The organism is Synechococcus sp. CS-205 (assembly GCF_025128255.1).
Lineage (GTDB): Bacteria > Cyanobacteriota > Cyanobacteriia > PCC-6307 > Cyanobiaceae > Regnicoccus_A.
On the sequence record NZ_JAHLZB010000024.1, the window covers coordinates 56,651 to 75,097 of the forward strand.

Genomic DNA, 18,447 nt, shown 5'->3' on the forward strand with positions numbered 1-18,447 from the left:
GCGCTGGTCTCCAATCGGCTGAGGCGTAGGGACGGAGGACGGGGAACGCCGGCGGGGCTCAGGCCGCCTTGCCGGTGATGGCGGCCACTTCGGCGGCGAAGTCGGTCTGTTCCACCTCGATCCCTTCGCCGAGGGTGTAGCGGGTGAAGCGCCGCACCTGGACGTTTTCGCCGATCTTGCCGGCCACCTGCTTGACCAGCTCGGCCACGGTGATCGAGCTGTCCTTGATGAAAGGCTGCTCCAGCAGGGCCAGTTCCTTGAGGCGCTTGCCGATGCGTCCCTCGACGATCTTCTCCTTCATCTTGTCGGGCTTGCCGGCCAGGTCGTCGCGACCCATCTCGATCTGTTTTTCACGCTCACCCACCGCCGCGGGAATGTCGGTGGTGCTGACGTATTCGACATTGGGGCAGGCGGCAATCTGCATCGCCACATTGCGCAGCAGGTCCTGGAAGAGGTCGCCGCGGGCGACGAAATCGGTTTCGCAGTTCACCTCCACCAGCACACCCACCCGTGCCCCGGTATGGATGTAGCTGCCAATGGCACCTTCAGCGGCCGTGCGGCCCGCTTTCTTCTCGGCGGTGGCGATGCCTTTCTGGCGCAGCCATTCAGCGGCCTTGCCCATGTCGCCCGCGGATTCTCCGAGCGCCTTTTTGCAATCCATCATGCCGGCGCCTGTCTTCTCGCGCAGTTCCTTGACGAGCTTCGCTGAGATTTCAGCCATGGGAGGGAGAGGGAGGAAAGGAAGAGTTGGGTTGAAAATCAGGGGTCCCGAGCATATCGGGACCCAATGGGACCATCAGTCCTGAGTGTCGAGCCGCCTGGCTCTAGCCTTCGTCGTTGTCGTCGCGCTGCTCCTGGTTGCCGTGGCGACCTTCGTTGATCGCGTCAGCAAGGCGACCCAGCACGAGCTGCACGGAGCGGACCGCGTCGTCGTTGCAGGGGATGGGGACGTCGGCGAGGTCGGGATCGCAGTTGGTGTCGAGCATCGACACCAGGGGGATGTCGAGCTTGCGGCACTCGAGCACAGCATTGTTCTCGCGGCGCTGGTCCACCAGCACCACCACGTCCGGCAGGCGGCGCATGTTCTTCAGGCCACCGAGATACTTCTGCAGGCGCTCCAGCTCACGGCGCAGCACGGCCCCTTCTTTCTTTGGGCGCATGGCGATGGCTCCGGAGCTCTCCATCCGCTCCAGATCCTTGAGGCGATCGATGCGGGCACGCATCGTGCTCCAGTTGGTGAGCATGCCACCCAGCCAGCGCTGGTTGACGTAGGCGGCGCCGCAGCGACTGGCCTCGATGGCAATCACCTCGGAGGCCTGTTTCTTGGTGCCCACGAAGAGGAAGCGCTTGCCGCTGCGGGAGGCATTGCGGGTCCACTTGTAGGCATTGTTCATGCAGACGGCGGTCTGCACGAGATCAATGATGTGAACCCCATTGCGCGCGCAATAGATGTAGCGCGACATCTTGGGATTCCAGCGACGCGTCTGGTGCCCGAAGTGGGCGCCAGCCTCCATCATCTCGGAGAGGGTGACAACAGCCATGGTTGGGAAGGGTTTCGGGTTCGCCTCCACCTGCCAGGGATCAGACGCGATGACCCGAAAGGAGGATCACCGGTGCCGACTGAGCACCCGAAACGGACAGGTGTGCGGTTTGTTAAGGACGCTCCAAGCTACCAAACGGTCAGCGAAGGCCTTCAGCGTGCGCCTCGCGGAACAGGGCTCGCACCCCCAGGCGGTTGAGGGGCAGCCGCAGCAGCTCCATGGCCAGAGCGTTGTGGCCGTGGCGAATCAGCCAGGCCAGCAGCGGCCTGAGCGTGCGCTCGTTGAGCAGACCCCCCAGGGTGAGCAGCTCCCAGAGCAGGCGGTGCCACCAGGTGAACTGAATGATGAAGCGCACCCGCCGGGTGGGGTGCTTGCGGTAGAAGACCAGCCCCATGCGGGCCCGTTCCTGCTCGATCCGCACCAGATCAGGCAATTGCTCGAGGCTGAGGGCCGGGTGCCAGTGGTACCCCACAGCCGCCGGGCAGCGCACCAGCTCAACCCCCAGACGGCGCAGCCGCTCGCCCAGCTCCAGGTCCTCCCAGCCGTAGAGGCGGAAGCCCGTATCGAACAGGCCGGCCCTCTCCAGCACCTGGCGATCAATCGCCACATTGCCCGTGGCGAAGTAGGCCCAGGAGTGATCGCTCAGCTTGTGGGGCTCGCTGGTGGGATCTTCGAAATTGGCCGTGTTGATCACGGCTCCGTAGGTGAAGCAGAGCCGATTGCCGCTCTGCCGCCAGCGGGCCTCCAGAGCCCGGGCATGCTCCAGCAGAAAGGAGCTGGTGACCACCAGATCACTGTCGATGAACACGATCACGTCACCGCGAGCCTCATCCACGCCCCGGTTGCGCCCCTCGGCGGGTCCGCCATGGTCCTGCTCGATCAGGCGCACATGGGGGAATCGCGGGGCTTCCTGCCGCAGCCAGGCGGCGGTGCCGTCGGTGGAGCCGTCGTCGACCACCACCACCTCGTAACCCTCCAGCGGAAGGCCCAGCTGCTGATCCTCGAGGGCGAGCAGGGCCTTCTCCAGGATCGGGCGGCGGTTGTAGGTGGGGATGACGACGCTGGGGAACATGGCTGGCGGCCGGTGGGACTGGGGCATGAAAAAGGGATCCCTCAGGATCCCCACGCCCCGGAGAGCGAAACCAGCGCCAGGCTCAGTCGGCGGCGCCGCCGTTGTTGGCGGTGCCGGTGACGCCGTTGCCGGCGCCTTCACCGCGGCCGTCGTTGCGGAGCTTGCGCTTCTTGAACTTGCGGGCGTAGGCGCGGTTGCGTTCCTGTTTTTCCTTTTTCAGATTCCTGCGTTTCGACATGGAATGTCTTGTGCTCTTGAGAGAATCACCAGCTTACCAAGAACGCCCGATCCTCCCTCAGGCGGTCGGCTCAGGCACCGGGGCGGCCATCAGGCGTCCGTCCTCCATCTGCACCAGGCGGTCGGCCACATCCAGGATGCGCGGGTCGTGGGTCACCATCAGCACGGCGCAGTGCTGTTCTCGAGCCAACCGCTTGAGCAGATCCACCACCTCTCGGCCACTTTGCTTGTCGAGGGCGGCGGTGGGTTCATCGGCCAGCAGCAGGCGGGGGTGGGCTGCGAGGGCCCGGGCGATCGCCACCCGTTGCTTCTGGCCCCCTGAGAGTCCATGGGGAAGTTTGTCGAGATGATCGCCGAGGCCGACGGCCCGCAGCCACTCCCGCGCCTGATCACGCCGGGCCCGGTAGCTGAGGTCCGGGAGGAGGTCGGAGCCCATCTGCACATTCTGCTCGGCGCTGAGGCAGCGCAGCAGGTTGTGCCCCTGGAAGATCATGCCGATGCAGCGGCGCAGCTGCTGCCGTTGCTTGCGGCTGGAGCCGTTCAGCTCCTGCCCCAGCACCCGCACGCTGCCCTGCTGGACCTGGCGCAGAGCTCCCACCAGGGTGAGCAGGGTGGTCTTGCCGCAGCCCGAGGGGCCGGTGAGCAGGACCACCTCGCCGGGCTGGATCGTCAGGTTCACCTTCTGCAGCACCTGGCGGCGCATCTCCCCGGCGCCGTACCAGTGGCAGAGACCATCCACCTGAACCATCGGCAGGGGGGCTCCTGACGGGGCGGCGCTCGAGCGCAGCGGTGAAACGGAGGTGGTCATGGCGGCGCCAGGCAAGGGTCAGAAGATCTCGGCCGGGTCGGCATCCGCCAGGCGGCGCATTGCCATGCCTGCGGAGCCCATGCACATCACCAGGATCAGGGTGAACACCGTCACGGCTCTCGGGGTGTCCATGGTGACCGGCAGCCGGGTGGCCGATCGGACAAGGGCGTAGAGGCCCTGGCCGGCGGCATAGGCCGGCAGATAGCCGAGCAGGGCCAGCAGCAGACCCTCCCGGGCCACCACCCCCAGGAGGGTGGACAGGCGGTAGCCCATCGCCATCAGGGTGGCGTACTCGGGCAGGTGATCACTCACATCGCTGTAGAGGATCTGGTACACGATCACGCAGCCGACGATGAAGCCCATGGCCGCCCCGAGCGTGAAGATGAAGCCGATGGCCGTGCTGCTGCGCCAGTAGTCCTTCTCGAAGTCCATGAAGCCCTGCTTCGTGAACACGTTCACGTCTTTGGGCAGAGAAGCCTTGAGGCGCCGGATCACCGCCTCGGGATCCGCTCCGGGGCGCAGGCGGATCAGTCCCACTTCGATGCTGCCGGGGGGGGTGTTGGGCAGCAGCTGCAGGTAGGTCTCGCTGCTGGTGAGAATGTTGCCGTCGGCTCCGAACGAGACCCCGAGAGCCACCAGGCCTCCGACCCGGACGCGCTTGCCGCCGATCTCGCTCTCCACGGTGCGGCCGTCCCGGAACCATTCGGCCACGGGCCCGAACTCGGGCCGGGAGAGTTCATCGAAGAGCACCCGTCCCCGCTGGTTGAGCACCTTGGCCTTGGACGCCAGGGCGGGATCGGTGAACAGAGGATCGCCCGGCTCGAAGCCCAGGGCCAGGATCGAGCGGGTGCTGCGGTCTTCCGGATTGCGCCAGATCACCAGATTCCAGTGCACCGGCGTGATGCCGGCCACATCGGGATCGGCCAGGGTCTGGACCAGGCGCCGACGGGGGAAGCCCTCCATGCTCACCGAACTGCTGGAGCGGGGGCTGAGCAGCACCAGATCGGTGTCGAACAGCTTGTGCACCGTGACGCTGGCGTCGAACAGGCCGTCGCGGAAGCCGAACTGCATGAACATCAGGATTCCGGCGAAGCTGATGCCCGCCAGGGCCACCGCCAGCCGGGCCGGTTGCCGGGTGAGCAGCAGCCAGGCCAGGGGGATCCGGCGCCAGCTCCAGATCTCGCGCAGCCCCGGCAGCCCGCTCATGACTCGAAGCGGATCACGGTCTTGAGGCCGGCTCGATCGCGGACCCGGGCAATGTCGGCCGGATCGAGGGCGAGGCGCACCTCGACGATGCGGGCATCGGCATCACCGGTGGGGTCGGTGGAGAGCACATCCCGTTGGCGCACCTGGGGACTGATCCGGATCACCCGGCCGTTGAGTGTGCCGGTGAAGCCTCCGTTCTCGCTGGTGATGGTCGCCCGCTGACCCAGCTGAACTCGGTTGATGTCGCTCTCGTACACCTCGGCGAGCACCTCCATCTGGTCGCTGGCCCCCAGCTCGAGGATGCCGTCATCCCCCGGACGTTCACCCACCCGGGCCTGAAGGCTGAGCACGGTGCCGCTGAACGGGGCGCGCAGCTCCGTGTTGACCAGATCGGCTTCGGTTTTCACCAGTTCGTCCTGGGCTTCCCGCAGGTTTCCCTTGAGTTCCACCAGGGTGAGTTCACGGCTTTCCAGGTCGGCTGCCGGTGTGGCGCCCGCCTTGGCCAGCTGGCGGTAACGGGAGATTTCCCGCCCCAGCAGGGTCACCTGGTCCTGGAGGTTGGCGATGCGGCTCTGCAGCAGGCGCCGCTGGGCCTGCAGGGCTGGACCGGTGTCAAAGGTGGCCAGCAACTGACCGGCCTGCACCCGCTCACCCTCCTCCACCAGCATCCGGGTGATGCGGGGACTGCCGCCGATGCCGGTGATCGGGGCGGCCAGCCTGCGGATGTCGCCTGCCGGCTCAAGACGTCCGAGGGCAGAAACCGCTTCGAGCTTTCTGGGCTCGGAGGTGGTCTGCGGTGAGGCCACCGGTTGGTTGCCCTGCTGGCCGCGGAGGATCAGGGTGATGGCCCCAGCCAGCAACAGGGTGACGGCGGCGCCGATCAGCAACGGTCGGCGTCCCAGTCGGGTCATGCCGGAAAGTCGGGATCGTCGAACAGAAGTTGTTCGATGTAGCGATCCGCCCAGCTCGGGTTGAACGCCTTCTCCAGCACGCGGCGGGTCTTGTCGTTTCGTTTCTGTTGCCGGCAATATGAGAGCTGACCGTGATAACGAAGAACCGTAGCGGGGTCGTCGATGCTCTGCTCCGGCGTACTCGTCACGGCCTGGCCCATCACCCCCAGCAGACCCGCCACCTCCTCGAGGAACCAACCCTCCTCCTGGGCCGTCACAGGCCGCACGAAACGCACGTGTGGAGAAAAAATGCTGCCCCAGGCAGGCAGCTCGCGCGGCTGGCTGTAGGGGTGTCTGGGCAGAACCTCCAGGCCCGCCTCGATAGCCTCAGGCAGACCCTCCCGGGTGGGGGAGAGATCGGCGATCGCGGCGGACACCCCAGCCTGGGTGGCGACGATGTCGGCCCCGAAGACGGGCAGGTCGTAGCGTGGATCCGGAAAGAACACGCAGTGCAGGATCTGCAGACCCGCTCCGAGTCGTGCGGTCTCCAGGTGCAGCTTGCGCAGGCCGCGGCAACGGCGCAGCTCATTGCGGATGAACAGCTGTTCGCCGTCGAGGCTGCCGCTGATCGCCTCCAGATCCGCCTCGATCGCCAGGGGGCCCAGCTCAGGCAGATCGCTCCAGCTGCTGCGGATCGTCTCGGCCAGCGCGTCCATCAGGGGATGCAGGCCGGTGGCGGGGGGGCGCTGATCGGGGCTGGGGGCGGGGACGGTGGAGGTCACGGGGCAGCCTCGGCCAGCAGAATGAAGATCCTGCCACGTCCGTTCGGCGCCCCCGTTGCCCCAATCTTCCCGCCCCCCGCTCCAGGCTGCCGACAGCTTCGAGGATCCCCGCCTGCTGCGTCTTCCCAACGGGGTGGAGGTGGTGAGCCTGAATCAGGAGCAGGCTCCCCTGGTGTGCCTCGATTTCTGGTGCCGGGCCGGCAGCGCAGGCGAAGGGCCAGACCAGGCGGGGATGGCCCACTTCCTGGAGCACATGGTCTTCAAGGGCAGTAAGCGCCTGGAGGCGGGGGAATTCGATCGTCGCGTCGAGTCCCTGGGCGGGAGCAGCAATGCCGCCACGGGCTTCGATGACGTGCATTACCACGTGCTCGTGCCACCGGAGGGGGTGGCCGAGGCCCTCGACCTGCTGCTGGATCTGGTGCTGAAGCCGCGCCTCGACCCCGGCGACTTTCAGATGGAGCGCCAGGTGGTGCTGGAAGAACTGGCCCAGAGCGAGGATCAGCCTGAGGAGGTGGCCTTCCAGCGCCTGCTCTCCCTGGCCTGTCCCCAGCACCCCTACGGACGCCCGATCCTGGGGGATCGTTCAGCGCTGAAGGCTCAGAACCCCGAGCGCATGGCGGCCTTCCATCGCAACAGCTACCGGCCCAGGCGCTGCAGCCTGGCCCTGGCCGGTGCTCTCGATGGCCTGGCCCTCGACGATCTGCTGGCGGGCAGTGCCCTGGCCGATCTCGAACCCGTGCCCTCTTCTGCACTGCCCGGGGCCCTGCCACCGCCTGCCGGCCCTGATCTGGCGCTTCTCCCCGGCGTCCATGAGCTACGGCTGCCACGGCTGGAGGCGGCCCGCCTGCTGATGGCCTGGCAGCTTCCCGCGGCCGCTGATCTGGAGGCCGTGGCCGGCGCCGATCTGCTCACCAGCCTGATGGCGGAGGGCCGCCGCAGCCGCCTGGTGCAACGCCTGCGCGAGGACCGGCGGCTGGTGGAGAGTGTCGACCTGGATCTCAATGTGCTGGAGGCCGGCAGCCTGGCCCTGCTGGAGGCGGTCTGCGCTCCCGAGCAGGTGGCGGCGGTGGAGGAGCAGATTGCAGAGGTCTGGCGGGAGCTCTGTTGCACCCCTCCCGCAGAGAGTGAGCTGGAGCGCGCCCGCCGCCTGGTGGCGAATGGTTACCGGTTCGGTCTGGAGTCGGCGTCCTCGGTGGCTGGTCTGATCGGTCACCAGTGCCTCTGGGGGCGACTGCAGCCGCTGCACCATCCCCTCGAGCTGCTGCAGCGCTGGAGTGTGGAGCGCCTCGGTGCTGAACTCCTGCCGTTGCTGGCCCCCGAGCGGGCCTGCCGTCTGCTGGCCCTGCCCGCATGAGCACCACCACAACCCTGCCGCCCCTGCCCCAGCCCGAGCGCTTCCAGCTCCCGGGGGGCTGCCCGGTGTCGGTGCTGCGCCGCGGCGCTCCGGCGATCCTCTCCGCCAGGCTCTGGATCCGTGGCGGCAGCGCCGCCGACCCCCCAGGCCAGCGCGGTCGCTCCCAGCTGCTGGCGGGTCTGCTCAGCCGCGGCTGCGGCGAGCTCAGTGGTGATCAGCTGGCCGATCTGGTGGAGGGCCTCGGCGATGACCTCCGCTGCGAGGCCAGTGAAGATGCCCTGGTGATCAGTCTGAAGTGCGCCAGCGACGACGCGCCGACTCTGCTGCCCCTGCTGGGGGCGATGGTGCAGCGCCCCTGGCTCGAACCCGATCAGATCAGTCTCGAGCGGCAACTCAACCTGCAGACCCTCGCCCGCCTGCGCGAAGACCCCTTCCAGCAGGCCCACGACCTGCTGCAGTCCCATCTCTATGGTCAGGGTCCCTATGGCCACGACCCCCTCGGGGTGGAGGAGGAGCTGGCCGGGCTCGACCGTTCCAGGCTGCTGGAGGCCGCCGAGGATCTGGGCGGCCAGGGGGCAGCCCTGGTGCTGGTGGGTCGCCCCCCCCGGGATCTGGAGCAGCTGCTGCATCCGGCCGCTGCACCGATCTGGGCCGCCCGGCCCCCGCTGACCCTGCCCGGCCAGCTGGGGGAGGCCGCCCCGGCCCTGGTGCGGGAGGAGCAGGACACCGAACAGCTGGTGTTGCTGCTCGGTGCCAGCACGGTGCCGCTTGGCGATCCCCGCTCCCTGGCCCTGCGTCTGCTGCAGTGCCACCTGGGGGTGGGCATGTCGAGTCGTTTGTTCGTGGCTCTGCGGGAAGAGCACGGCCTGGCTTACGACGTGGGGGTGCATGCCCCGGCCCGTTGTGGCGCCTCCCCCTTCGTGTTCCATCTCTCCAGTTCCGCCGAACGGGCCACTGAGGCCACCAGGGAGTTGCTCTCCGAGTGGCAGCGCCTGCTCGATCAGCCCCTGAGCGAGTCCGAACTGGCCCTGGCCCTGGCCAAGTTCCGCGGCGCCTCCGCCGCTGGCCGTCAGACCTGCGGCCAGATCGCCAGCCGTCAGGCGATGGTGCTCGGCCATGGCCTCGGTTGGTCCTACGCCGATGACGCCCTTCGACGCGCCGAGAGTCTCGATCCCGCCACGCTGCACACCGTGGCCCGGCAACTGCTGAGCCGGCCGAGCCTGAGCCTCTGCGGACCGCCCCAGGCCCTGCACGCCGCCGCGCAGGTCTGGGGCGCTCACCCCCTGGGCCGCTCGTCGCCGGAGCAGGCGGTGAGCTGATCGGAGTCCAGCAGGAAGGTGCCACGCCGGAAGCGCACCGCCAGCTGGTTGATCGCCCTGAGTCCGATCACCTGGCCGACTTCGTCGGCGTCGACCAGGTCGGGGGGACGCAGCATCGGCATCGGATCGGCCGTCTTGAGGTACGACAACCGGGCCGTGATCCGCACCAAGTCGCCAACGCTGAAGGCTTGGGCCTCCGGTTCCGAGGGCGTCACGGTGGGTTGGTCGGGGGAGCTCATCGCCACCGCTGTTCAGCTGGCCTCCACTACAGCAGGATGGGGGCAGACAATCCCCCTTGATGTGCGGGCCTTAGCCAACTGGAGCGGTGCCCTCGTGGGGTTGCTGCTGATCGTCATGGGTGGTCTGATCCAGGCCGCCATTCCCCTGCCCCTGGCCGGGGGAGGCCTGCGCCTGCTGGATCTGCCCGTCACCGCTCAGGTCCCGGCCCTGCTGCTCACGGCCCTGGTCTGCGGCCCCAGGCCGGCCCTGCTGGCGGCGGTGGCCTACCTCAGTCTTGGCCTGCTGGTGCTTCCGGTGTTCCATTCCGGCGGTGGCATGGCTTACCTGCTCGACCCGAGCTTCGGTTTCCTGGCCGGATTCGTGCCGGCCGCCTGGGTGAGTGGTCGGCTGGCTCGCCAGGAGGGGATGGGGCAGTTGCTGGGTCTGCTGGGCGCGGCCTGCTTCGGCCTGGTGGTGATTCAGCTGTGCGGCATCGCCAACCTGTTGCTGGGGGCCCTGGCGGGGCGCTGGAGTGCCGGTCTGCCGGATCTGCTGATCGCCTACAGCCTGGGGCCGCTGTTGTCCCAGCTGTTGCTCTGCTGCTGTGTGGCGGTGCTGGCCTGGCCCCTGCGCCGGATCCTGCTGGTGGAACCATGAGCCGGGCGGTCAGCTCCGCTCGACGCCTGGCCTGGTCGGTGGCCGCCTTGGTTCTGGTGCTCGACCAGCTCACCAAGGCGTGGGCCTCGGCCGTCCTGCCGTCCGGCCTGGCGGAGCCGCTGCTGCCGGGGCTGTTGCGTCTGCGGCTGGTGTTCAACACCGGGGCTGCCTTCAGCCTGTTCACCGGTGCCGCCGTCTGGCTGGGGGTGGTGAGTCTGGCGGTGGCGCTGCTGCTGGTGGTCTGGATCCAGCGCCATCCCGAGATGCCGCGCTGGCAGTGGCTGGGGCTCGGATCCTTGCTGGGAGGGGCCGTGGGCAATGGGATCGACCGCTGGCGTCTCGGCGGTGTCGTCGATTTTCTCGAGTTCGTGCCCGTTCAGTTCCCGGTGTTCAACGTCGCCGACGTGGCGATCAACGTGGCGGTGGTCTGCCTGATCCTCGATCTGTGGGAGGGACGCCCCCGTGAGCGCCGTTGAGGGCCTGAAGCGGCAGCTGGTTCAGCTGCAGAGTCCTTCGGGCGCTCAGGTGGAGATCCACCTTGCCGGCCAGCCCTCCCGACGGGTGCCCCTCCATGGCGGCTTGGTTCGCCTTGGCCGTGACCCTGGCCTGGAGCTGACCCTCGACCACCCCGCCGTGAGCAAGCAGCACGCCCGGCTGGAGCTGGTGGGAGCCCACGACTGGTTGATCCGTGACGCCGGCTCCACCAACGGACTGTTCTGGCGTGGCCGGCGCATCCGGGAGCTGCTGCTGCGGGATGGCGATGTGGTCCGTTTCGGTCCCCCGGCGGAACCCGGCCTGCCGGAGCTGGTGTTCGAGCGCCAGCCGAGCCCCCGCGGGCTGCGGCTTGCCCGCGGGGCCAGTCTGGCCCTGGCGGGTCTGGCTTCGGGAGGGGTGCTGCTGCTGGGGGTGGCCTGGCTGTTGACCCCGGTGCGGGGCAGCCTGGCGCCGGTGCGGGGCCCGCTTGCCCTCTACGACCGGCTCAACCGCCCCCTCAGTTCGGCGGATTCCAGCGAGCACCGCGAAAACGAGGCGCTCTCCGATTTTCCCCCGGTGCTGGTGGACGCTCTGCTGGCCAGTGAGGACAGCCGTTTCTGGTGGCATCCGGGGGTGGACCCGATCGGCACCGTACGGGCGCTGGCCACCAATGTCTTGGGTGGGCGCGTGCTCGAGGGAGGCAGCACCCTCACCCAGCAACTGGCCCGCAGCCTCTATCCGGAGCAGGTGGGCCAGGGGGAAACCCTGATCCGAAAGTGGCGGGAGCTGCTGGTGGCGCTGCAGCTGGAGGGCCGTTTCAGCAAGGGCGACCTGCTGCTCAGCTACCTCAACCGGGTGTATCTGGGGGTGGGATGGGGCTTCGAAGATGCCGCCCGCCACTACTTCGCCAAACCTGCGGCCCAGCTCAGCCTCGAGGAAGCGGCGTTGCTGGTGGGCCTGCTGCCCTCCCCCAATGGGCACGATCCCTGCATCAACCCCCAGGCGGCGCTCGAGGCCCGCAACGTGGTGCTGCTGAAGATGGCCGACAGCGGCCGACTGGGCGCCGACCAGGCCCGCCGTTCCCGTCGCAGCCCCATCCGGCTGGGTAGCCAGGCCTGCCGCAGCGGAACCCGGCGGCCCGCGCCCTACTACATCGACCAGGTGCGACTCGACCTGGAGCGACTGCTGGGGGCGGATGTGGCGGAGGAGGGAAATTTCCTGGTGGAGACCTATCTGGATCCGTCGGTGCAGCAGGTGGTGGAGCGGGAGCTGCGCCGTCGCCTGGCGGCTTCGGGGTCGCTGGGGGTGACGCAGGGGGCCGTCGTGCTGCTGGACAGCCGCAACGGCGGCGTGGTCGCCATCGCCGGGGGGCGTGACTACCGCACCAGCCAGTACAACCGGGCCAGCCAGGCCTTGCGTCAGCCCGGCAGCACCTTCAAGCTCTTCACTTACCTGGCGGCCCTGCAACGGGGCATCGGGCCTGGCGAGGCCATCAGTTGCAGCCCTCTGAGCTGGGGCGGACAGTCGTTCTCCAGTGGCTGCTCGGGCAGCCTCAGCCTGCGCCAGGCCTTCGCCATCAGCAGCAACACCGCGGCCCTGCGGCTGGCCAGGCGGGTGGGGCTCGACGCGGTGGTGCAGCAGGCTGTGGACCTTGGCATCAGCTCCAGCCTCAGCCCGGTGCCGGGCCTGACCCTCGGCCAGAGCGAGGTGCGCCTGATCGAGCTCACAGCCGCCTATGCCGCCGTGGCCAACGACGGGGTCTGGCACGCTCCCACCACGATCCGTCGCCTCACCGACGCCGAAACCTGCGGGGGCCTCAGCAGCGACAGCTGCCGCAGCCGCAGCAGCGACGGCGATCAGCCGAACCGGGCCATCCAGGCCGGGCGCAGCGTGCTCAAGCCCGAGGTCGCCCGCAACATGCAGGGGCTGCTGCGGGCCGTGGTCCGCTCCGGCACGGGTCGGGCGGCGTCCCTCGGGGGGCAGGAAGGCGGCAAGACCGGCACCACCAACGGGGCCCGTGATCTGCTTTTCATCGGGTATGAGCCTCGTCGTCACTGGGTGATGGGCATCTGGCTCGGCAACGACAACAACAGCCCCACCCGCAGCAGCAGTGCCCTCGCCGCCGCTCTCTGGGGCGACATCATGCGCCAGGCTTCCCCCACCCCTGGCACTCCCGCGGCAAAGCCCTGATGCCTCGCCTGCGGCTCTGGATCTGGCTGGCGGTGGCCCTGGCCGCGATCGTGGCCCTCTCGCTGCTGCTGCAGGCCTTCAACAGTCTGGTGTGGCAGCTCAGTTACCTCCTGCCGCCAGCCCTGGTGGGCCCCCTGCTGCTGCTGGTGCTGGGCGGCGGCGGCGTGCTGCTGCTGCGCCTGGCCTGGCCCTGGCTGCGGGCCTGGCGCACACCCAGGCAGCTGCCTGGCCCTGGCCAGGGCCCCCTCCCCGCCCCCAGCAGCCGCCAGGAGGCGGTGGGCCAGCAACTGCGGGCGATTGATCCGGTGCTGGAACGGGTGCGGGATCAAGTCGCCCGCGAAGCTCTGCGCCAGGAACGCGACCGGGTCGAGGCGGAGCTCGCCCGGGGCGATCTGGTGCTGGTGGTGTTCGGCAGCGGCTCCGCCGGCAAGACCTCCCTGATCCGCGCCCTGCTCAATCAGGTGGTGGGTGAGGTGGGGGCGGCGATGGGCTCCACCACCACCTGCCTCACCTACCGGTTGCGTCTGAAGGGGCTTCAGCGGGGGCTGCAGCTGGTGGACACCCCGGGCATTCTCGAGTCCGGCCGCGACGGCCAGGAGAGGGAGCTGGCGGCCCGTCAGCAGGCGGCCCGGGCCGATCTGCTGGTGCTGGTGGTGGATGGTGATCTGCGCGCTGCAGAATTTCAGGTGTTCGAGGCCCTCGCCAGCCTGGGGAAACGGCTGGTGCTGGTGCTGAACAAGTGCGATCTGCGCGGCGAGGAGGAGGAGCGGCGACTGCTGGCCCTGCTGCGCCAGCGCTGTGCCGGCAGGATCACCCCTGACGATGTGATCCCCGCCGCAGCGGCCCCCCAGTCGATCCCCAGGCCCGGCGGGCGGCCCCTTCAGCCTGGTCCGGAGGTGGACGCCCTGCTGCGTCGCCTCTCGGCGGTGCTCCACCAGGACGGTGAGGAGCTGATCGCCGACAACATCCTGCTGCAGAGTCAGCGCCTCAGCGACGCCAGCCGCGCCCTGCTCTCGCGCCAGCGTCGCCAGGACGGGGAGGCGATCATCGATCGCTACATGTGGATCGGTGCCGGGGTGCTCGTGGTCAATCCGTTGCCGGTGGTGGATCTGCTCGGCACCGCGGCCGTGAATGCCCAGATGGTGGTGGAGCTGGGCCGGGTCTACGGAGTGACCCTGACGCGGGAGGCGGGGCAGGATCTGGCCCTCTCGGTGGGGCGCACTCTGGCGGGCCTTGGGGTGATCAAGGGGGGGCTGGGCTTGATCACCACGGCCCTGAGCCTGAATCTGCCGGCGCTGGTGGTCAGCAAGGCCGTGCAGGGGGTGAGTGCCGCCTGGTTGACGCGCATTGCGGGCCTCAGCTTCCTCACCTATTTCGAGCAGGGTCAGGACTGGGGTGACGGAGGTCTGCAGGAGGTGGTGCAGCGCCAGTACGACCTCAACCGGCGGGAGGGAGCGTTGCGCGGGTTTCTGGAGGTGGCTCTGCGCCGGGTGGTGGAACCACTGCAGCGCCGGCGGGACCGGCAGTTGCCTCCACGCCCAGGGCCTCGGGGGGAGGGGGCTGGAGGGGGCCCCGGGCATCGAGCACCGTGATCAGACCGAGATAGAGCACACCGATCAGGATCGAGACGACTCCGGTGACGATGGCCACCCAACGTCCGCGCGGGTTGGTCGGGGGCTGTTGTTGGCTCATGGAGGTTGTGGTGTCATGGCTGGGTTGGCGCGGGGCTCCCGGCGTCCAGCGACCGCCCGACCACCGCGGCGAGGCGCTCGAGGTGCTCCGGTTGGGTGTGGGGATTGCCCAGCACTGCTTTGAGATGGTGCCGCCCCTGGTAGCGGGGACGGGAGAGCATCAGGTCATGGGCCAGCAGCTGCTGCCGGCAGCGCTCCGACCAGCGCTTGCAGCCTTCCGCATCCAGCTGGCTGGGCCGGAAGGCCAGCAGGTGCAGGGGGCCGCTCAGCAGGGTGAGCTGCTGCGGGTCGAGCGTCTCGTGCAACAGCTGCTGCAGGCAGCGCCGCCGCTGAATCGCTGCTTCGATCACGGCTTCGATGCCATCGAGGCCCAACTGGCGCAGGCCGAGCCACAGTTTGAGGATCTCCGCGCTGCGGGTCCCCTGCAGCCCGCACTCGCCGCCATGGCCGCCTTCGCGGCTGCGCTCCATGTAGGGCAGGCCCGTGGCGAAGCTCCGCTCCAGAGCCGAGGGGTCGGCCAGCAGCAGCAGGGAGGAGGTCTTGGTGATCCCCAGCAGCTTCTGGGGGTTGATCGTGAGCGAATCCGCCAGCCCCAGGCCCTCCACCCGCTGGCGATGACGCTCACTCAGGCCGAGCACTCCCCCGATCGCCGCATCGACGTGCAGCCAGACGCCATGGCGGCGGCAGACGGCGGCGAGCTCCACCAGGGGATCCACGGCTCCGCGCACTGTGGTGCCGGCCGTGGCGACCAGGGCGATCACCGGAACGCCGGCTTGCGTGAGGTCCGCCAGGCTCTGGGCCACCACCGCAGGCTCCAGGCGACCATCGCCGTCGAGGGGCAGCCGCCGCAGGGCTCCGGCCGGAAGCCCCATCACCATCACCGCCTTCTCCAGCGAGGTGTGGCTGTCCTGGCCGCAGAGCACCACAGCCTGGGGGGCGCCGCGCAGGCCGCGGCTCTCCCGGGCGGTGACCAAGGCCATCAGATTGCTGAGGCTGCCGCCGCTGGCGGGCACTCCGCCGGCGGCGTCGCCAAGGCCCAGCCGCCGGCCCAGCCAGCCGCACAGGCTCCGCTCCAGCCGGCTCAGCGATGGCGAGAGCTCCTCGGCCAGCAGGTTGTTGTTCAGTCCGGCGCAGATCAGATCTCCCACCAGCGATGCGCTCAGGGGAGGTGGATCGAGGTGGGCCAGAGCGCCTGGATGGTTGGGGTTGTAGGCCCCCTCCATCACCAGGTGCAGATCGGCGAGCAGCCTCTCGGCGCCAAGGCCGTGGTCTTCCGGCTCCACAGCCGGCAGCAGACTCAGCCCCGGCAGGGGAGGACGGCTCAGCGCCGAACCCAGCCAGTGGCAGAGCTGATGAGAGGCGTCCTGCAGGAAGGCCTCGAGATCCGCATCGAAGCCATCCGGCGCGGCGAAGGGTGGGGGGTCGAGCGCCCGCTCCAGGTGAGGCGAGACGGCCAAGGGCAAGGCGGTCGGGGCACTCATTCTCTCTTGTGATGTGCGTGCCCTGGGGGCCTTCCGGTGATGGGCTGTCAGTCTCGGGGGGGTCCTGCGTCACAGCAGTCGTCGGTGTCGATGCCCTCTCCAGCCCCGCTGCCCGTCGGCAGCCAGCAGCTCTGGATGGAGCGCTTGCTCAGGGTGGCGCGCCGGGCGGGAGAGGCTGGTGAAATTCCCGTGGCTGCGGTCGTTCTCGACTCAGCCGGCCGTGCCCTGGGCTGGGGAACGAACCGGCGGCACCGGCAGCAGGATCCCCTCGGCCATGCCGAACTGGTGGCCATGTCCCAGGCTGCTCACCTGAGAAACGACTGGCGGTTCAATTCCTGCACCCTGCTGGTGACCCTGGAGCCCTGCCCGATGTGTGCGGGCGCCTTGATCCAGGCCCGCATGGGACGGGTGGTGTTCGCTGCCGGCGACCCCAAGCGCGGAGCTCTGGGGGGCTGCCTGAACCTGGCCCTCGATCCCAGCGCCCATCACCACATGGAGGTGGGCCAGGCGGTGCTGAAGGGTGAGGCCAGAGAGCTGCTGGAGGACTGGTTCAGGCGCCGTCGGCGCCGTCAGGCGACGGTGGCAAACGGCTGGGACTGACGGAAGGCGGGTAGTTCCGTTTCCAGCAGGTTGAGCAGCAGGTCGACGTTCTCAGGCTGGCTGTTGTACCCCATCAGGCCGATCCGCCAGACCTTGCCCGCGAGGGCTCCCAGCCCACCGCCCACCTCGATGCCATGGGTGTTGAGCAGGTGGAGCGCAAAGGCCTTGCCGTCGATCCCCTCGGGAATGCGCACCGTGGTGAGGGTGGGCAGGCGCAGGTGCTCGGGCACGTGGAGTTCCAGTCCGAGGCGCTCCAGGCCCGCCCAGAGACGTTCGGCGTTGCTGCGGTGTCGGCTCCAGGCGTTCTCCAGGCCCTCTTCGGCGAGCAGGCGCAGGGCTTCGCGCATGCCGAAGTTCATGTTCACCGGAGCGGTGTGGTGGTAGACCCGGTTGCTGCCCCAGTACTGGTTGAGCAGCGACACATCCAGGTACCAGTTGGGCACCTTGCCGGTGCGGGCGGCCAGCTTGGCTTCGGCACGCTCCCCCATGGTGAAGGGGCCGAGGCCAGGCGGGCAGCTCAGCCCCTTCTGGCTGCAGCTGTAGGCGAGGTCCACCCCCCAGGCGTCGAGATGCAGGGGCACGGCTCCCAGGGAGGTGACCGTGTCGAGCAGGAGAAGGCAGTCGTAGCGGCGGCAGAGCTCACCGATCCCTTCCATCGGCTGGCAGACGCCGGTGGAGGTTTCGGCATGGACCATCGCCAGGATGGCCGGTCGGTGGGTGTCGAGGGCCTGCTCGATCTCCTCCAGCGTGAAGGCCTCACCCCATGGCCGCTCGATCGTGGCCACCTCGGCCCGGTAGCGACCGGCCATGTCCACCAGCCGCAGACCGAAGTAGCCCTTCACCGCCACCAGCACCTTGTCGCCGGGCTCCACCGTGTTGGCCAGGGTGGCCTCCATGGCGGCACTGCCCGTGCCGCTCATGGGGATGGTGAGGCGATTCTCGGTCTGCCAGGCGTAGCGCAGCAGATCCTGAACCTCTCCCATCAGCTCGATGTAGAGCGGATCGAGATGGCCGATCGGGGTGCGAGCAAGCGACTGCAGCACCGTGGGGTGGGCGTTCGAGGGCCCTGGGCCGAGCAGGAGGCGGTCAGGGGTGGCGATCGGCCCCAGCTGCAGGCGATGGCGGTTGCTCACGGCGGCCGCCGAGGAGGTGGAAGGGGAGGAGGACAGGGTGACCAAGGCCTGCAGCGCAACGAAGGAACGGTGTACGTCAGCCTAAGCAGAGGGCCATCGGCCGCTCAGCCGACCCTCAAGTCGGAGGCGGCCAGGCCGCGGGCCATGTGCTCGAACGGGGCCTGGATCAGATCCGCAGGCTCCAGGCCTGCATCCGACAGCCGCTCGGCCAGCACCTCCCCCAGCAGCACGATGCTGCGCACCGTTGGCCCGGTGGGCACACCAAGGCTCTTGTAGGTGTCGTCGAGGCCATTGAGCACCCGCTCGTTGAGGATGGTGGGATCGTCGGCCACCAGCGCGTAGCTGGCATAGCGCAGGAAATAGTCCATGTCCCGCAGGCAGGCGGACAGCCGACGGGTGGTGTAGGCGTTGCCGCCAGGCAGCAGAAGCTCGGGGTCCTGCTCGAACAGGCGGCGGCTGGCGTCCCGAACGATCTCAGCCGCCTCCCGATTGATCATCTCCACGGCCGCCAGGCGCACCTCGGCCTGGGCGTGGTACGTGGCGATGCGGTCGATCGCCGCACGATCGAGATAGCGCCCCAGCTGGTCATACCGGCCGATCAGGCCGGTGATGGCATCGCGCATGACGTTGAGATCGTCGCACCTGGAGCGGAAGCTAGCACCCGTGTTTGGCCAAAACCCTGTCCAGCCATGGGATCTGGCCAATCTGACAGAAACGGTTACGCAGCCTGGCCCCATGGCGGCTCCCTGGGGTTCTCCGGATTGAGGGTTACAACGGTTACCGGAGGCTGCCT

Annotated in this window: 19 protein-coding genes; 7 read left to right on the forward strand and 12 right to left on the reverse strand. The window is 68.7% G+C overall.

What is annotated here, in order from left to right:
* Positions 1-58: 58 nt before the first annotated feature.
* From tsf to KQ297_RS05500, 8 genes are all read right to left on the reverse strand, one after another.
* On the reverse strand, positions 59-721 hold the full coding sequence (gene tsf / locus KQ297_RS05465) for a translation elongation factor Ts (protein WP_185466208.1): 663 nt from the start codon (positions 719-721) through the stop codon (positions 59-61).
* Positions 722-824: 103 nt separating this feature from the next.
* The gene (gene rpsB, locus KQ297_RS05470; protein ID WP_185466210.1) at positions 825-1,541 is read right to left on the reverse strand and encodes a 30S ribosomal protein S2; all 717 of its coding nucleotides are present in this window, start codon (positions 1,539-1,541) and stop codon (positions 825-827) included.
* 139 nt (positions 1,542-1,680) lie between these two features.
* On the reverse strand, positions 1,681-2,613 hold the full coding sequence (locus tag KQ297_RS05475; protein ID WP_259738704.1) for a glycosyltransferase family 2 protein: 933 nt from the start codon (positions 2,611-2,613) through the stop codon (positions 1,681-1,683).
* Between the two features lie 82 nt (positions 2,614-2,695).
* The gene (locus KQ297_RS05480) at positions 2,696-2,851 is read right to left on the reverse strand and encodes a hypothetical protein (protein ID WP_011293689.1); all 156 of its coding nucleotides are present in this window, start codon (positions 2,849-2,851) and stop codon (positions 2,696-2,698) included.
* A 57-nt stretch (positions 2,852-2,908) separates the two neighbouring features.
* Positions 2,909-3,598 (reverse strand): DevA family ABC transporter ATP-binding protein, encoded by a 690-nt coding sequence (locus tag KQ297_RS05485; RefSeq protein WP_259738705.1) that lies wholly within the window; start codon positions 3,596-3,598, stop codon positions 2,909-2,911.
* A 78-nt stretch (positions 3,599-3,676) separates the two neighbouring features.
* Positions 3,677-4,864 (reverse strand): ABC transporter permease DevC, encoded by a 1,188-nt coding sequence (devC, locus tag KQ297_RS05490; RefSeq protein WP_259738524.1) that lies wholly within the window; start codon positions 4,862-4,864, stop codon positions 3,677-3,679.
* Positions 4,861-5,775, reverse strand: coding sequence for an HlyD family efflux transporter periplasmic adaptor subunit (locus KQ297_RS05495; RefSeq protein WP_259738525.1), 915 nt, complete (start codon positions 5,773-5,775; stop codon positions 4,861-4,863). Before KQ297_RS05495 ends, devC begins: the two co-directional genes overlap by 4 nt.
* Positions 5,772-6,536 carry a phycocyanobilin:ferredoxin oxidoreductase gene (locus tag KQ297_RS05500; RefSeq protein ID WP_259738526.1) on the reverse strand — a complete coding sequence of 255 codons (765 nt, stop codon included), beginning with the start codon at positions 6,534-6,536 and terminating at the stop codon, positions 5,772-5,774. The genes KQ297_RS05495 and KQ297_RS05500 overlap by 4 nt, the downstream gene beginning before the upstream one ends.
* Before the next feature lie 55 nt (positions 6,537-6,591).
* On the opposite strand from KQ297_RS05500, the gene KQ297_RS05505 reads away from it, so the two are divergent.
* Together KQ297_RS05505 and KQ297_RS05510 are read left to right on the forward strand one after the other, a co-directional pair.
* Positions 6,592-7,890 carry a pitrilysin family protein gene (locus KQ297_RS05505; RefSeq protein WP_259738527.1) on the forward strand — a complete coding sequence of 433 codons (1,299 nt, stop codon included), beginning with the start codon at positions 6,592-6,594 and terminating at the stop codon, positions 7,888-7,890.
* Positions 7,887-9,209: a pitrilysin family protein gene (locus KQ297_RS05510; protein WP_259738528.1), complete on the forward strand. Its 1,323-nt coding sequence runs from the start codon at positions 7,887-7,889 to the stop codon at positions 9,207-9,209. Before KQ297_RS05505 ends, KQ297_RS05510 begins: the two co-directional genes overlap by 4 nt.
* Here KQ297_RS05510 and KQ297_RS05515 read toward each other — a convergent pair.
* The gene (locus tag KQ297_RS05515; RefSeq protein ID WP_259738529.1) at positions 9,167-9,448 is read right to left on the reverse strand and encodes a DUF3148 domain-containing protein; all 282 of its coding nucleotides are present in this window, start codon (positions 9,446-9,448) and stop codon (positions 9,167-9,169) included. The two genes, KQ297_RS05510 and KQ297_RS05515, sit on opposite strands and share 43 nt — an antisense overlap.
* 61 nt (positions 9,449-9,509) lie before the next feature.
* Between KQ297_RS05515 and KQ297_RS05520 the strand changes: the two genes are divergently transcribed.
* The 4 genes from KQ297_RS05520 to KQ297_RS05535 are packed head-to-tail and all read left to right on the forward strand — an operon-like array spanning position 9,510 to position 14,341.
* The gene (locus KQ297_RS05520) at positions 9,510-10,085 is read left to right on the forward strand and encodes a biotin transporter BioY (RefSeq protein WP_259738530.1); all 576 of its coding nucleotides are present in this window, start codon (positions 9,510-9,512) and stop codon (positions 10,083-10,085) included.
* Complete coding sequence (gene lspA, locus KQ297_RS05525; RefSeq protein WP_259738531.1) at positions 10,082-10,561, forward strand: signal peptidase II; 480 nt, start codon at positions 10,082-10,084, stop codon at positions 10,559-10,561. Before KQ297_RS05520 ends, lspA begins: the two co-directional genes overlap by 4 nt.
* The gene (locus KQ297_RS05530; RefSeq protein ID WP_259738532.1) at positions 10,548-12,749 is read left to right on the forward strand and encodes a transglycosylase domain-containing protein; all 2,202 of its coding nucleotides are present in this window, start codon (positions 10,548-10,550) and stop codon (positions 12,747-12,749) included. The genes lspA and KQ297_RS05530 overlap by 14 nt, the downstream gene beginning before the upstream one ends.
* A complete protein-coding gene (locus KQ297_RS05535; protein WP_259738533.1) occupies positions 12,749-14,341 on the forward strand; it encodes a YcjF family protein in 1,593 nt (530 codons plus the stop codon). The genes KQ297_RS05530 and KQ297_RS05535 overlap by 1 nt, the downstream gene beginning before the upstream one ends.
* Positions 14,342-14,454: 113 nt before the next feature.
* Here KQ297_RS05535 and KQ297_RS05540 read toward each other — a convergent pair whose 3' ends face one another.
* Positions 14,455-15,921, reverse strand: coding sequence for a pyridoxal-dependent decarboxylase (locus tag KQ297_RS05540; RefSeq protein ID WP_259738534.1), 1,467 nt, complete (start codon positions 15,919-15,921; stop codon positions 14,455-14,457).
* A 90-nt stretch (positions 15,922-16,011) separates the two neighbouring features.
* On the opposite strand from KQ297_RS05540, the gene KQ297_RS05545 reads away from it, so the two are divergent.
* Positions 16,012-16,521: a nucleoside deaminase gene (locus KQ297_RS05545; RefSeq protein ID WP_259738535.1), complete on the forward strand. Its 510-nt coding sequence runs from the start codon at positions 16,012-16,014 to the stop codon at positions 16,519-16,521.
* Here KQ297_RS05545 and KQ297_RS05550 read toward each other — a convergent pair.
* Together KQ297_RS05550 and KQ297_RS05555 are read right to left on the reverse strand one after the other, a co-directional pair.
* Positions 16,491-17,699 (reverse strand): pyridoxal-phosphate-dependent aminotransferase family protein, encoded by a 1,209-nt coding sequence (locus tag KQ297_RS05550; protein ID WP_399251260.1) that lies wholly within the window; start codon positions 17,697-17,699, stop codon positions 16,491-16,493. The two genes, KQ297_RS05545 and KQ297_RS05550, sit on opposite strands and share 31 nt — an antisense overlap.
* A gap of 59 nt (positions 17,700-17,758) precedes the next feature.
* Positions 17,759-18,277: an allophycocyanin subunit beta gene (locus KQ297_RS05555; protein ID WP_259738536.1), complete on the reverse strand. Its 519-nt coding sequence runs from the start codon at positions 18,275-18,277 to the stop codon at positions 17,759-17,761.
* Positions 18,278-18,447: the final 170 nt, after the last annotated feature.

Bases quoted from the DNA above. Each gene is read 5' to 3' on its own strand.
- tsf (WP_185466208.1), bottom strand. From the start codon at position 721: ATGGCTGAAATCTCAGCGAAGCTCGTCAAGGAACTGCGCGAGAAGACA.
- rpsB (WP_185466210.1), bottom strand. From the start codon at position 1,541: ATGGCTGTTGTCACCCTCTCCGAGATGATGGAGGCTGGCGCCCACTTC.
- KQ297_RS05475 (WP_259738704.1), bottom strand. From the start codon at position 2,613: ATGTTCCCCAGCGTCGTCATCCCCACCTACAACCGCCGCCCGATCCTG.
- KQ297_RS05480 (WP_011293689.1), bottom strand. From the start codon at position 2,851: ATGTCGAAACGCAGGAATCTGAAAAAGGAAAAACAGGAACGCAACCGC.
- KQ297_RS05485 (WP_259738705.1), bottom strand. From the start codon at position 3,598: ATGGTTCAGGTGGATGGTCTCTGCCACTGGTACGGCGCCGGGGAGATG.
- devC (WP_259738524.1), bottom strand. From the start codon at position 4,864: ATGAGCGGGCTGCCGGGGCTGCGCGAGATCTGGAGCTGGCGCCGGATC.
- KQ297_RS05495 (WP_259738525.1), bottom strand. From the start codon at position 5,775: ATGACCCGACTGGGACGCCGACCGTTGCTGATCGGCGCCGCCGTCACC.
- KQ297_RS05510 (WP_259738528.1), top strand. From the start codon at position 7,887: ATGAGCACCACCACAACCCTGCCGCCCCTGCCCCAGCCCGAGCGCTTC.
- KQ297_RS05515 (WP_259738529.1), bottom strand. From the start codon at position 9,448: ATGAGCTCCCCCGACCAACCCACCGTGACGCCCTCGGAACCGGAGGCC.
- lspA (WP_259738531.1), top strand. From the start codon at position 10,082: ATGAGCCGGGCGGTCAGCTCCGCTCGACGCCTGGCCTGGTCGGTGGCC.
- KQ297_RS05535 (WP_259738533.1), top strand. From the start codon at position 12,749: ATGCCTCGCCTGCGGCTCTGGATCTGGCTGGCGGTGGCCCTGGCCGCG.
- KQ297_RS05540 (WP_259738534.1), bottom strand. From the start codon at position 15,921: ATGAGTGCCCCGACCGCCTTGCCCTTGGCCGTCTCGCCTCACCTGGAG.
- KQ297_RS05545 (WP_259738535.1), top strand. From the start codon at position 16,012: ATGCCCTCTCCAGCCCCGCTGCCCGTCGGCAGCCAGCAGCTCTGGATG.
- KQ297_RS05555 (WP_259738536.1), bottom strand. From the start codon at position 18,277: ATGCGCGATGCCATCACCGGCCTGATCGGCCGGTATGACCAGCTGGGG.